Origin of the sequence: Pseudonocardia tropica, from assembly GCF_040105315.1 — a bacterium.
Taxonomy (GTDB): Bacteria; Actinomycetota; Actinomycetes; order Mycobacteriales; family Pseudonocardiaceae; genus Pseudonocardia; species Pseudonocardia alni.
Genome location: NZ_JBEDNP010000022.1, coordinates 1 through 13,077 on the forward strand (window position 1 = coordinate 1; position 13,077 = coordinate 13,077).

At 72.1% G+C, this 13,077-nt stretch carries 13 protein-coding genes; 3 read left to right on the forward strand and 10 right to left on the reverse strand.

Annotation, left to right across the window (positions count from 1 at the left end; translation table 11 throughout):
* The first annotated feature begins 164 nt into the window (after positions 1-164).
* Both WHI96_RS24625 and WHI96_RS24630 read left to right on the forward strand, forming a co-directional pair.
* Entirely contained in the window at positions 165-812 is a 648-nt protein-coding gene (locus WHI96_RS24625; RefSeq protein WP_345651500.1) for an amino acid ABC transporter permease, read from the forward strand.
* Positions 809-1,678, forward strand: coding sequence for an amino acid ABC transporter permease (locus WHI96_RS24630; protein WP_345651503.1), 870 nt, complete (start codon positions 809-811; stop codon positions 1,676-1,678). The genes WHI96_RS24625 and WHI96_RS24630 overlap by 4 nt, the downstream gene beginning before the upstream one ends.
* Positions 1,679-1,752: 74 nt before the next feature.
* On the opposite strand, the gene WHI96_RS24635 is transcribed toward WHI96_RS24630, so the two are convergent.
* The 5 genes from WHI96_RS24635 to WHI96_RS24655 all read right to left on the reverse strand — a co-directional run bounded on the left by WHI96_RS24635 (position 1,753) and on the right by WHI96_RS24655 (position 6,088).
* Positions 1,753-2,031 (reverse strand): hypothetical protein, encoded by a 279-nt coding sequence (locus tag WHI96_RS24635; RefSeq protein WP_345651506.1) that lies wholly within the window; start codon positions 2,029-2,031, stop codon positions 1,753-1,755.
* Positions 2,032-2,054: 23 nt separating this feature from the next.
* The gene (locus WHI96_RS24640) at positions 2,055-4,067 is read right to left on the reverse strand and encodes a S9 family peptidase (RefSeq protein WP_345651509.1); all 2,013 of its coding nucleotides are present in this window, start codon (positions 4,065-4,067) and stop codon (positions 2,055-2,057) included.
* 91 nt (positions 4,068-4,158) lie between these two features.
* Positions 4,159-4,986: an HpcH/HpaI aldolase/citrate lyase family protein gene (locus tag WHI96_RS24645; RefSeq protein WP_345651512.1), complete on the reverse strand. Its 828-nt coding sequence runs from the start codon at positions 4,984-4,986 to the stop codon at positions 4,159-4,161.
* A gap of 83 nt (positions 4,987-5,069) precedes the next feature.
* Positions 5,070-5,399, reverse strand: coding sequence for a hypothetical protein (locus WHI96_RS24650; RefSeq protein WP_345651515.1), 330 nt, complete (start codon positions 5,397-5,399; stop codon positions 5,070-5,072).
* A gap of 20 nt (positions 5,400-5,419) precedes the next feature.
* Complete coding sequence (locus WHI96_RS24655) at positions 5,420-6,088, reverse strand: alpha/beta fold hydrolase (protein WP_208820956.1); 669 nt, start codon at positions 6,086-6,088, stop codon at positions 5,420-5,422.
* A gap of 68 nt (positions 6,089-6,156) precedes the next feature.
* Here WHI96_RS24655 and WHI96_RS24660 point away from each other — a divergent pair, with 68 nt between their 5' ends.
* Entirely contained in the window at positions 6,157-6,441 is a 285-nt protein-coding gene (locus WHI96_RS24660; RefSeq protein WP_224401795.1) for a hypothetical protein, read from the forward strand.
* Between the two features lie 80 nt (positions 6,442-6,521).
* Here the strand turns inward: WHI96_RS24660 and WHI96_RS24665 are convergent, their stop codons facing one another.
* From WHI96_RS24665 to WHI96_RS24685, 5 genes are all read right to left on the reverse strand, one after another.
* The gene (locus WHI96_RS24665) at positions 6,522-7,283 is read right to left on the reverse strand and encodes a succinate dehydrogenase/fumarate reductase iron-sulfur subunit (RefSeq protein ID WP_224401794.1); all 762 of its coding nucleotides are present in this window, start codon (positions 7,281-7,283) and stop codon (positions 6,522-6,524) included.
* The gene (locus WHI96_RS24670) at positions 7,280-9,187 is read right to left on the reverse strand and encodes a fumarate reductase/succinate dehydrogenase flavoprotein subunit (RefSeq protein ID WP_345651570.1); all 1,908 of its coding nucleotides are present in this window, start codon (positions 9,185-9,187) and stop codon (positions 7,280-7,282) included. Before WHI96_RS24670 ends, WHI96_RS24665 begins: the two co-directional genes overlap by 4 nt.
* An 8-nt stretch (positions 9,188-9,195) precedes the next feature.
* Positions 9,196-9,996, reverse strand: coding sequence for a succinate dehydrogenase subunit SdhC (sdhC, locus tag WHI96_RS24675; protein WP_345651526.1), 801 nt, complete (start codon positions 9,994-9,996; stop codon positions 9,196-9,198).
* 338 nt (positions 9,997-10,334) lie between these two features.
* The gene (locus tag WHI96_RS24680) at positions 10,335-11,084 is read right to left on the reverse strand and encodes a succinate dehydrogenase/fumarate reductase iron-sulfur subunit (protein WP_345651527.1); all 750 of its coding nucleotides are present in this window, start codon (positions 11,082-11,084) and stop codon (positions 10,335-10,337) included.
* Positions 11,085-11,096: 12 nt separating this feature from the next.
* Complete coding sequence (locus tag WHI96_RS24685; RefSeq protein WP_345651530.1) at positions 11,097-13,073, reverse strand: fumarate reductase/succinate dehydrogenase flavoprotein subunit; 1,977 nt, start codon at positions 13,071-13,073, stop codon at positions 11,097-11,099.
* Positions 13,074-13,077 lie beyond the last annotated feature (4 nt).

Below are 13,077 nucleotides of genomic sequence, written 5' to 3' on the forward strand. Positions count from 1 at the left end.
GCCGAGCGCCACGTTCAACGCGGCGCTCGACGCCGTCGCCGGCCGGTAGCCCCACCGACGACGGCCCGGCCGCCCGCGGCCCGGGGGGGGGGTGACGGGGTCACCGCCCCGCCGGGCCGCGTCGGGTCCAGACACGTCGGGACCAGAGAAAGGAGAGCCGCCCGGTGGATGTCCTGCTGGACAACCTCGACCTCTACGTCGGCGGGTTCGCCGGCACGATCGGCCTCTTCGTCGTCGCCGCGATCGGGTCGCTGCTGCTCGGCACGCTGGTGGCGGGCATGCGGGTCAGCCCCGTGCCCGCGCTGCGTGCCTTCGGCACCGGCTACGTGACGATCCTGCGGAACACCCCGCTGACGCTGGTGCTGTTCTTCTTCGCGTTCGCCTATCCCCGCCTCGAGCTCGTCCAGCTCAGCTTCTTCGCGCTGGCGAGCGTCGGCCTGATCCTCTACACCGCCGCGTTCGTGTGCGAGGTCGTGCGGTCGGGCGTCAACACGGTCCCGGTCGGGCAGGCCGAGGCCTCGCGGGCGCTGGGCTTCACCTTCACCCAGACCCTCGGTCAGGTGGTGCTCCCGCAGGCGGTGCGCGCCACCGTCCCGCCGATGACGAACATCCAGATCGCGCTGCTGAAGAACACCACGATCGCGTCCGGCTTCTCGGTGTTCCAGGCCGGCGGCATCTACCAGAACCTCTCCGAGCGCGGCTACAACGTGCTCGTCGGGCTGCTGTGGGTGGCGCTGATCTTCGTGATCCTGGTGGCCCCGCTGACCTGGCTGCAGCGCCGCCTCGACGCCCGCTGGGGGGTGGCCCGATGAGCTCGGTCCTCTACGACATCCCGGGCCCCGCCGCCCGCGCCCGCAACCGCACGATCGGCGTCGTCGGCGTCGCGGTGATCGTGGCGATCCTCGGGTTCGTCGTCTACCGCTTCTGGGCCACCGGCCAGTTCAGCGGCCGGATGTGGGACTGGATCACCTACGAGGCGATCCAGATCCGGATCCTCGAGGCGCTGTGGAACACCATCCGCGCGTTCGCCGTCGCGGCGGTCCTGTCCCTGCTGTTCGGGGCCGTGTTCGCCGCCGGGCGGCTGTCGGACCACGCGTGGATCCGGGTCCCGTGCACCGTGATCGTGGAGTTCTTCCGCGCCGTCCCGCTGCTCGTCCTGATCTTCATCATGTACTACGGCATGTCGCAGGGCGCGGGCATCGAGATCACCGCGTTCTGGGCCGTCGTGCTCGGCCTGATGCTCTACAACGGCTCGGTGCTCGCCGAGGTGTTCCGCGCCGGGATCAACGCGGTCCCGCGCGGGCAGAGCGAGGCCGCCTACGCCCTGGGGCTGCGCAAGACCCAGGTGATGTCCTCGGTGCTGCTCCCGCAGGCGGTCCGCTCGATGCTGCCGACGATCCTGTCGCAGCTGGTGGTGGTCCTGAAGGACACCGCGCTCGGCTTCCTGATCCTCTACGAGGAGCTGCTGCTCGTGGCCCGCCAGCTGGGCAGCCAGGTGCAGCTCGGCTCGCCGATCCTGCAGGTCGCACTCGTCGTCGCGGTCATCTACATCGGGCTGTGCCTGATCCTGACCGGGCTGTCCCGGCTGGTGGAGAAGCGGCTGTCGCAGGGCCCGCGCAAGGCCACCGCGCAGCCGGCCCCGGAGCCCGTGCCCACCGGCGGCGGCGAGGCGGTCTGACCCGCGTCACCCGGGCCCGTCGTCGCCCTTCAGGTGCCGCAGGAACGCGTCGGGGTCGGCGAGGAAGCTCCCGGTCAGGACGACCGGGGAGCGCCTCGTCGTACCCGACGCGGCGGACCGCGCCGTCGACTCGCTGCCGGGGTCGCGAACCGGAACGACCGCGACCCGCCCTCGGGGTTCAGCCCCACCGCGACGGCGACGGCCTCCACCGGCGTCGACTTCCCGGACCCGTTCTCCCCCACCGGGAACGTCACGCCCGGGTAGAGCGCGAGCCGGCCGTGCTCGCGCAGACACCGGACCACGGGGAGCTCGAACGGGTGGCCGGTGGACGGGGCGGCGGGATCGAGGGACATGCGGGCGACGACGTGCCCCGCACTCACAGGTTCTCGATCTCCACCGGCTCGATGCACTCCTCCGCGGGCAGCGCGAACCCGAACACCCGGGAGTAGAACGCGAGCTCGGCGTCGAGGGCCCGGCGGATGTTCGCGGCCTGCCGGAAGCCGTGCTGCTCCCCGGCGAACAGCAGGTAGGCGACCGGCACCCCGCGCCCGCGCAGCGCGTCGACGATCATCTCCGACTGGTTGGGCGGGACGATGGCGTCCTCGTCGCCCTGGAGCACGATCAGCGGGGTGCGGAAGCGCCCCACGTGGGTGAGCGGGGAGCGCTCGGTGTACACCGCCTCGGCCGCGGGCCACGGCCCGACCAGGCCGTCGAGGTAGCGGGACTCGAACTTGTGGGTGTCCCGGGCGAGCGCGGCCAGGTCGGCGACGCCGAAGTGGTCGGCCCCGGCGGAGAACGGGGTGTCGTCGCGGGCGAGGGCGGCCAGGGTGGTGAACCCGCCCGCGGAGCCGCCGCGGATCGCCATCCGGGCCGGGTCGACGCGGCCGGTGTCGGCGAGCGTGCGGGCCGCGGCGAGGCAGTCGGCGACGTCGACGATCCCCCAGGCGCCCTTCAGCTGCTCGCGGTAGGCGCGGCCGTAGCCGGTGGAGCCGCCGTAGTCGACGTCGACGACGCCGAACCCGCGGCTGGTCCAGTACTGCACGGAGACCGAGAGGACCGGGGTCGCGGAGCCGGTCGGTCCGCCGTGGATGACGACGAGCAGCGGCGGCAGCTCGCCCTCGGGGGCGTCGTGGCCGCCCAGCGGCGGGTAGAACAGCGCGTAGCCGGTGCGCGGGCTGCCCGCGGCGTCCGAGGACAGGAACGTGATCGGCTCGGGCACCGACACGGTCTCCGGGTGCAGGCCGAGGTCGCGCGGGGCGCGCAGGGTCTGCACCCCGGCCGCGCCGGGCTCCCCCGCGCCGTCCGGGGCGGGCACGACGCGGTGCACGCCCGGCTCGGCGGTGGGCGTCCCGGCGACGCACACGACGGCGTAGGGCCCGTCGGCGCGCACCGAGCCGATCGCGGTGAACGGGGTGTCGAGCTCGATGATCCGGCCGTCGACCTCCCGCACGACCAGCGCGTCGAAGCCCCGCGAGGAGCGGGCGAACACGACGCGGCCGTCCTCCAGGACGGCGTAGCGCGACCCGCCCAGCACCCAGCCGGGCACGCCGATCTCGGCGTCGATGCGCACGAGCGCCTCGATGTCGTGGCCGGGCAGCCAGCGGTAGAGGTTCCACCAGCCGGTGCGGTCGCTGATGAAGGTCAGGGACCCGTCGGGCTGCCACTGCGGCTCGGTGACCGACTCCCCCGGCCCGCCCGCGACGACGGTGTCCACCCCGGACGCCAGGTCGCGGACGGTGAGCTCGACGTCGTCCCACGGCATCGACGGGTGGTTCCACGACAGCCAGGCCAGCGTGCCGCCGTCCGGGGAGATCCGCGGCGCGGCGACGAAGTCCGGGCCGCCGACCAGCACCTCCGGCTCCGACGGGGCGCGGGCGTCGAGCCGCACGATCTCGTTGACGACCTCGGCGGCCGGGGTGTGCCCGGCGTGGTGGCGCTCGCGGACCACGACCAGCCAGGTGCCGTCGGGGGCGACGTCGCCGTCGGCGTGCCGGTCGCCGCGGGGCACCGCGGGCTCCGGGGTGAGCGCGACCGGGGCGGCGCCGCGGTCGAGCCGGTACAGACGCTGGTCGGCCCACTCGACGTACCAGACGACGCCGGGGCTGCCGGCGTGCAGCCACCACGCGCCGCCGCCGTACTCGTGGACCGCCGAGCGGGCGTTCGCGCCCTCGGGCAGCAGGTCGGTGCGCGAGCCCGCGGCGTCGCCGCCGGTCCGGCGCACCAGCTGGGTCCGGCCGCCCTCCGCGGCGCGGCCCTCCGCCCACACCACCCCGGTGTCCTCGGTGCCGGGTGCACCGTCGGGGCGGACCTCCCCGAGCCGCACCGCCGCCGTCACCACCACTTCGGACGTGACCGGTGTCGGCCACGACCCGTACCCGGAGATCGTCACGGCGCCCACGCTAGTCATCGCCGGGCCGCCGTGCCCGTGGGTCGTCGCCGTGCCGACACCGCGTGCGCCGGAATGCGGCGACGGGCGCCGGCTATGCCTCGGCCAGCCGCAGGGTCGCCCGGGCCCGGGCGAGCACCGGTGCGTCGACCATCTCCCCGCCGAACCGGAACACCCCGGGGTGCCGCTCCGCCTCGGCGAGCAGGGCGCGGGCGTGCTCGGTCTCGGCCTCGGTGGGCCGGAACCCGCGGCGCACGACCTCCACCTGCGACGGGTGGATGCACACCTTCGCGGCGAACCCCGCGTTCGCCGCGTCGACGGTGTCGGCGAGCAGGGTGTCGGTGTCGGCGATGTCGGTGAGCACGGTGTCGACCGGGGCCGGGCCCGCGGCGCGGGCGGCGTAGAGGATCCGGGTGCGGGCCTCGGTCAGGGCCGGGCCGTAGCCGCCGCCGGCCGCGCGCCCGGTGCGCCCGCCCAGGTCGGCGAGCAGGTCCTCGCTGCCCCACATCAGGCCGGCGCAGTTCGACGCCCGGGCGATCGACGGCGCCTCCAGCACCCCGTGCGCGGTCTCGCACAGCGCGATCACCGGGTGCGGGGCCAGCGCCTCCACCGCGGCGGCGCTCGTCGCCATCGGCAGCATCAGCGTGAGGTCGGGGTGGGTGGCCAGCGCGGCGACGTCGCCGTCGTGGGCGGGGCTGCCGGGTGCGTTGACCCGCACGACCACGCGGGTGCGGTCCAGCTCCGCCAGCGCGGCGACGACGGCGTCCCGGGCGGAGTCCTTGTCGTCCGGACCGACCGCGTCCTCCAGGTCGAGGATGACCGCGTCGGCGGCGGCGAGTGCCTTGGCGAACCGGTCGGGCCGGTTTCCGGGGCAGAACAGCAGGGCCGGCCCGTGGTCGAGGGGGCGGGCGGTGGTGTCCACGGTGGCGTTCCTCCGGAGGGGACGGCGACGGTCGTCGGGTGCAGGATCTCCCGTCGCGCCGGGATCGACGCACGCGGGGCGGGTCAGCGCCGCACCGACGCCGCCTCCCGCAACAGCCGCGCCGCGACCGGTAGCGCACCGGGCCGCAGCACCGGCGCGAGGCCGACGATCCCGCGCATCCCGGTCCACCAGCGCACCTGCCCGTCGGTGCGGAGCACACCGACCGCGGGCGCCCGGCACCCGGCGACGGCGGCCGGCAGGTTCGGGTAGATCTCGGCCAGCCGTGGCTCGTGGCAGGACCGCGCACGGACCCGGACGGTCACGCAGCCCGGCAGCTCCCGTGCGATCCCCGAGCACGGCGCGCAGGCCGCGTCGTGCACCACCACCAGCTCCCGGATCCGCGTGCGCGCCACGGCGCCATCATCGCCTGCCCTCAGCGACCGAGCACCGCCGCGGCCAGCGCGCCGGGGTGCGACAGCATCGGGTGGTGCCCGCCGGGGACCATCTCGGGCACGACGCCGCGCAGCCGCCGGGCGAGCATCGTCCGGACGAACGCGGCCGGGAACAGCTTGTCCTCGCGGCACAGCAGGTACCGGGTCGGCACGTCCGGCCAGGCCGCACGCGGCCACGGCTGGGTCCACGGCGTCGCGGACTGGTCGCGCTCGTGACGCAGTGCCTCGTTCGCCACCGACTCCTCGACGTCGTGGTAGAAGAGCCCGACGACGTCGTCGGGGTCGCGCCCGTCGCGGGCGTCCTGCTCGGCGAGCGCCACCCCGGCGCCGGTCGCGTCGCCCCACTGCGCCGCGGACTCACCCGGCAGCGGCACCATCGCCGTCACCAGGACGAGCCCACGCACCGCGATCCGGTCGCACACCAGCGGTGCGCTGAACCCGCCGAAGGAGTGCGCGACGACCACGAGGTCGTCGGCACCGCCGACCGCGGCCACGACGGCGTCGGCGTAGGTCTCCAGCCCGGCGGTGTCGTCGTCGCAGGGCAGCTCGACCGGCACCGCGCGGTGGCCGCGCCGGGTCAGCTCCCGTTCCAGCGGACCCCAGTACCAGGTGTCGGTCCCCGCCCCGGGGACCAGCGCGAAGGTCGTCATACCGGTGACGACCGCCCACCGGGGGCGTTCTCATCGCCTACCGTCGAGGGCGGAACCGAGGAGGCCCGATGACCGACCCGACCCACCTGCCCGCCGTCCCCGACCCGGAGCCGGTCGTGCCCGACCCTGCCGTCCCCGACCCGGTCGAGCCCGTCACCGACTACACCGACGACGGCGTCCCCACGTTCTCCTACGTGCGCGACCGCATCGAGGGCCGCGCCGCCACCGCGGCGGCCGCCGAGGAGCTCGCGGGCGGCGACGCGCGCGCCGCGGAGGCGGAGGACGCGTTCGCCGAGCGCGAGCGCAAGGCCGCCGACCGGCTCGCCGAGATCCGCCGGTCGATGGAGCGCTGAGCGACCCGTCGCACCCCCGGCGCGGTCCCCGCACCCCGTGCGGCGGGTGCGACGCCCGCCGCCGGGGTGCGGGGGCACGCTCAGCTCCCGGAGCGCCGGAAGATCTTGTCCCCCAGCCACACCAGCGGGTCGTACTTGCGGTCCACCGCGCGCTCCTTGAGCGGGATGAGCGCGTTGTCGGTGATCTTGATGTGCTCGGGGCACACCTCGGTGCAGCACTTGGTGATGTTGCAGAACCCCAGCCCGTGCTCCTCCTGGGCCTCGACGGCGCGGTTGCCGTGCGCGTCGAGCGGGTGCATGTCCAGCTCCGCCATCCGCATCAGGTAGCGCGGCCCGGCGAACGCCTCCTTGTTCTCCTCGTGGTCGCGGACCACGTGGCAGGTGTTCTGACACAGGTAGCACTCGATGCACTTGCGGAACTCCTGGCTCCGCTCGACGTCGACCTGCGCCATCCGGTACTCACCCGGAGCCACGCCCTCGGGCGGGGTGAAGCTGGGGATCTCGCGGGCCTTGGTGTAGTTGAACGACACGTCGGTCACGAGGTCGCGGATCACCGGGAAGCTGCGCAGCGGCGTGACGGTGACGACCTCCGCGTCGTCGAAGGTGTTCATCCGCGTCATGCACATCAGCCGTGGCCGGCCGTTGATCTCCGCCGAGCACGAGCCGCACTTGCCCGCCTTGCAGTTCCACCGCACGGCCAGGTCGCCGGCCTCGGTGGCCTGCAGCCGGTGGATGACGTCGAGGACGACCTCGCCCTCGTTCACCTCCACCGGGTAGTCGACCAGCTCGCCCTTGGTGTCGTCGCCGCGCCAGACGCGGAAGTGGTGCAGGTGACTGCTCACTGGTTCCCCTCCGCGGAGTCGGCGCGGTGACCGCCCAACTCGTCTCCGGTGTAGTACTTCTTCAGCTCGTCCATCTCGAACAGATCGAACAGGTCCGACCGCATCGGGAGCTGCTCCTGACGGGTCAGCTCGACGTCGTCCTCGCCGATCGCCCGGCACACGAGCAGCAGGTGCCGCCAGTCCGAGTCCATGACCGGGAAGTCGTCGCGGGTGTGCCCGCCCCGGGACTCCTGGCGCTCCAGCGCGGCCTTACCGGTGCACAGCGCGACCAGCAGCATGTTCCGCAGGTCCAGGGCCAGGTGCCAGCCGGGGTTGAACCGGCGGTGCCCCTCGACCGAGACGGTGCGGGTACGGGTCGCGATGTCCTCGAGCTTCTTGAGGGCGAGCTCCATCTCGTCGCCCTTGCGGATGATCCCGACGAGCTCGTGCATCGTCTTCTGCAGTTCCTGCTGCACCACGAACGGGTTCTCCCCGCCCTCGGTGGCGCTGGAGAACGGCAGCATCGCCCGCTCCAGCGCGGCGGCGACGTCGGACTCGGCCACGGCGGGCCGGCCGGCGTCGGCGTGCTGCGCGGCGTGCAGCCCGGCGCGACGGCCGAACACCAGCAGGTCCGACAGCGAGTTGCCGCCGAGCCGGTTGGAGCCGTGCATGCCGCCCGCGACCTCGCCCGCGGCGAACAGCCCCGGCACCTTCGACATCGCGGTGTCCGGCTCGACCTCCACCCCGCCCATCACGTAGTGGCAGGTCGGGCCGACCTCCATCGGCTCCTTGGTGATGTCGACGTCGGCCAGCTCCTTGAACTGGTGGTGCATCGACGGCAGCCGCTTGAGGATCTCCTCGGGCTTCAGCCGGGTCGACACGTCGAGGAACACCCCGCCGTGCTCGGTCCCGCGCCCGGCCTTGACCTCGGAGTTGATCGCCCGGGCCACCTCGTCGCGGGGCAGCAGCTCCGGCGGGCGCCGGTTGTTGTCCGGGTCGGTGTACCAGCGGTCGCCCTCCTCCTCGGAGGTGGCGTACTGCTCCTTGAACACGTCCGGCACGTACTCGAACATGAACCGCGTGCCGTCGGTGTTGCGCAGCACGCCGCCGTCGCCGCGGACCGACTCGGTGACCAGCAGGCCCCGCACCGAGGGCGGCCACACCATGCCCGTCGGGTGGAACTGCAGGAACTCCATGTTGATCAGCGTCGCGCCGGCGCGCAGGGCCAGCGCGTGGCCGTCGCCGGTGTACTCCCAGGAGTTCGACGTGACCGAGTAGCTCTTCCCGACCCCGCCGGTGGCGAGCACGATCGCCGGGGCGTCGAAACGCACGAACCGGCCGTCGCCGCGGAAGTAGCCGAAGCAGCCCGAGATCGCGCCGTCGGTGGTGAACAGCTCGGTGATCGTGCACTCGTGGAAGACCCGGATGCGGGACTCGGCGTCGCCGGTCTCGGCGAGGTCCTCCTGCTGCAGCGAGACGACCTTCTGCTGCAGGGTGCGGATCAGCTCCAGGCCGGTCCGGTCGCCGACGTGCGCCAGCCGCGGGTAGGTGTGCCCGCCGAAGTTGCGCTGGCTGATCTTGCCGTCCGTGGTGCGGTCGAACAGCGCACCGTAGGTCTCCAGCTCCCAGACCCGGTCCGGGGCCTCCTTGGCGTGCAGCTCGGCCATCCGCCAGTTGTTGAGGAACTTCCCGCCGCGCATGGTGTCGCGGTAGTGGACCTGCCAGTTGTCGTTCGGGTTGGCGTTGCCCATCGACGCCGCGCAGCCGCCCTCGGCCATCACGGTGTGCGCCTTGCCGAACAGCGACTTGGAGATGATCGCCGTCCGCTTGCCCTGCAGCCGCGCCTCGATCGCCGCCCGCAGGCCGGCACCGCCGGCCCCGATGACGACGACGTCGTAGTCGTGCCGCTCGATCTGTTCGTCCATCTCGGTGCTCACCCCACGATCCGCAGGTCGCTGATCCAGCCGGCGGAGACGGCCATGACGTAGAAGTCGGTGACGGCGAGGCTCACCAGCGTCGCCCACGCGAACTGGTTGTGCCGTGTGTTCAGCTTCGACACCTGGGTCCAGAGCTTGTAGCGGACCGGGTGCTTCGAGAAGTGGTTGAGCCGCCCGCCGACGGCGCTGCGGCACGAGTGGCACGAGAGCGTGTAGCCGAACAGGAGCACCACGTTCACGACCAGGATGATGTTGCCCAGCCCCAGGCCGAACCCGCCGCCGGGCTTGGCGAAGGCCAGCACCGCGTCGTAGGCGTTGATCAGCGTGATGATCCCGGCGATGTAGAAGAAGTAGCGGTGCGCGTTCTGCAGGATCAGCGGGAAGCGCGTCTCACCGCTGTAGCTCCGGTGCGGCTCGGCGACCGCGCAGGCCGGCGGGGAGAGCCAGAACGCCCGGTAGTAGGCCTTGCGGTAGTAGTAGCAGGTCAGCCGGAACAGCAGCAGGAACGGCAGGGAGACCGCCGCGTAGGGCAGCCACCAGACGTCGGGCAGGAACCGGCCGAAGTGCGACGCCTCCTCGACGCAGCCCGTCGAGACGCACGGCGAGTAGAACGGCGTCAGATAGCCGTACTCGGGGACGAAGTAGTGGTTCTGCATGAACGCCCGCACGGTCGCGTACGCGACCCAGGCGACGAACGCCACGAAGGTCGCCAGCGGGGGGAGCCACCATCGGTCCGTGCGCAGCGTGCGCGCGGCGATGGTGGCTCGGCCGGTGGACGCGTCAGTGGTGGATGACACGTACGGGAGCTCCTGTCGTCTCGACGACGCCGAAGAGACCTGACACGACGTCGTGTCCTCGTGAACACCCGCCGCACACATGGTGCGGTGGTCGCCAGAGAGTACGACTCAGATCACATGTGATCTACGTCGGGACGACGATTGGCGGCTGGATCGAGACGTGGCTCACACGTCACGGCCTGTCGAGACCCCACTCGCGCAGCGTGACGTTCAGCCGGGGCAACCGGCTCGCCCCGCCGAGCACCGTCCGTGCCCGTGTCCGCCGGGACCGGGTGCACTCATGGAGCGAAAGCCTCGTGACACCGGGCTGAAGCTCCATGAGTGCACCCACCCGGGGGTTACTTCTTCTTGCCGCCCACCGTGGCCGCGAGGTAGTCGCGGTTGAGCTGGGAGATCACGTCGAGCGGGATCTCCTTCGGGCAGGCGGTGGCGCAGGCGCCGGTGTTGGTGCAGCCGCCGAAGCCGGCGGCCTCGTGCTCCTCCACCATGCTGACGACGCGCTCGTAGCGCTCCGGCTGGCCCTGCGGCAGCTCACCCAGGTGGGTCAGCTTCGCGCCCAGGAACAGCGACGCCGACCCGTTCGGGCAGGCCGCGACGCAGGCACCGCAGCCGATGCAGTTCGCCGCGGCGAACGAGCGGTCCGCGGCGACCTTCGGCACGGCGTTGGAGTTGGCCTCCGGCGCCGACCCGGTGTTCACCGAGACGTAGCCGCCGGCCTGGATCATCTTGTCGAACGCGGCGCGGTCGACGACGAGGTCCTTGATGACCGGGAAGGAGCCCGAACGGAACGGCTCGATGACGATGGTGTCGCCGTCGGAGTAGTGCCGCATGTGCAGCTGGCAGGTGGTGGTCGCCCGCTGCGGGCCGTGCGGCCGGCCGTCGATGACCATGCTGCACGAGCCGCAGATGCCCTCGCGGCAGTCGTGGTCGAACGCGACCGGCTCGTCGCCGGAGAGGATCAGCTTCTCGTTGAGCACGTCGAGCATCTCGAGGAACGACATGTCCTCGTCGGCGTCGACGGTGTAGTTCACCAGGCGACCCTTGTCGACCGCGTCGCGCTGGCGCCAGACCTTCAGATTGAGCTTCACGGGGTCCTCGCGTTACTTGTAGCTGCGCTGGGTCGGGTGCACGTACTCGAACGTGAGCTCCTCCTTGTGCAGGACCGGAGCCTGCCCGCGGCCGGTGTACTCCCAGGCCGAGGTGAAGGAGAAGTTCTCGTCGTCGCGCTGCGCCTCGCCGTCCTCGGTCTGGCTCTCCCCGCGGAAGTGACCGCCGCAGGACTCGCGACGCACGAGCGCGTCGAGACACATGAGCTCGCCGAGCTCGAGGAAGTCGGCCACCCGGCCGGCCTTCTCCAGGCTCTGGTTGAGCTCCGCGCCGGTACCCGGCACCTTGACGTTGTTCCAGAACTCGCGACGGAGCTCGGGGATGCGATCCAGCGCCTTGCGCAGACCCTCCTCGGTGCGCTCCATCCCGCAGTAGTCCCACATGATCTGGCCCAGCTCGCGGTGGAACGAGTCCACCGTGCGGGTGCCGTTGATCGACAGGAACTGGTCGATCCGGTCGGTGACCGACTGCACGGCCTCGACGACCTCGGGCGCGTCGTCCGGGACGGCGTCGAGCTCGTTCTTGGCCAGGTAGTCGCCGATCGTGACCGGGAGGACGAAGTAGCCGTCGGCCAGGCCCTGCATCAGCGCGGAGGCGCCGAGCCGGTTCGCGCCGTGGTCGGAGAAGTTGGCCTCGCCCGCCACGTAGAGACCCGGGACGGTCGACTGCAGGTCGTAGTCGACCCAGAGGCCACCCATCGTGTAGTGCACGGCGGGGAAGATCCGCATCGGGACCTCGTACGGGTTCTCACCCGTGATCCGCTCGTACATCTCGAACAGGTTGCCGTACTTGTTCTCGACGGCCTTGCGGCCGAGCCGCTGGATGGCGTCGTCGAAGTCCAGGTACACGCCCAGACCCGACGGTCCGACGCCGCGCTTCTCGTCGCAGACCTCCTTGGCGGCCCGGGACGCGATGTCGCGGGGCACCAGGTTGCCGAACGCCGGGTACTTGCGCTCGAGGAAGTAATCGCGCTCGTCGTGCGGGATCTCGTTCGGCCCGCGGTCGTCGCCGAGCTTCTTCGGGACCCAGACGCGGCCGTCGTTGCGCAGCGACTCCGACATCAGGGTCAGCTTCGACTGGTGGTCGCCGGAGACCGGGATGCAGGTCGGGTGGATCTGGGTGAAGCAGGGGTTCGCGAACAGCGCGCCCTTGCGGTGCGCCCGCCACCCGGCGGTCACGTTGCAGCCCTTGGCGTTCGTCGACAGGTAGAAGACGTTGCCGTAGCCGCCGGAGGCGAGCACGACCGCGTCGGCGGTGTGCACCTCGATCTCGCCGGAGACCATGTCGCGCGCGACGATGCCGCGGGCGCGCCCCTCGACCACGATCAGCTCGAGCATCTCGTGCCGGGCGTACATCTCGACGGTGCCGGCCTTCACCTGGCGCTCCAGCGCCTGGTAGGCGCCGATCAGCAGCTGCTGGCCGGTCTGGCCGCGGGCGTAGAAGGTGCGGGAGACCTGCACGCCGCCGAACGAGCGGTTGTCGAGCAGACCGGCGTAGTCGCGGGCGAACGGGACACCCTGGGCGACGCACTGGTCGATGATCTGGCGGGAGATCTCGGCGAGCCGGTGGACGTTGGACTCCCGCGCACGGAAGTCGCCGCCCTTCACGGTGTCGTAGAACAGCCGGTACACGCTGTCGCCGTCGTTGCGGTAGTTCTTCGCCGCGTTGATGCCGCCCTGCGCGGCGATCGAGTGCGCGCGCCGCGGGCTGTCCTGGTAGCAGAACGTCTTGACGTGGTAGCCGGCTTCGCCGAGCGTCGCGCTCGCGGAGCCGCCGGCCAGGCCGGAACCCACGACGATGATCTTCTTCGAGCGCTTGTTCGCCGGGTTGACCAGCTTGACGCCGAACCGGCGGCGCTCCCAGCGGGTCTCGATGGCACCGGAGGGGACGGCCTTGTCGACGACCGGCTCACCGGTCGCGTAGTCGGCGTAGGAAACGTGGTGGGTCGAGGCGTCAGTGCTGTCAGTCATGGGA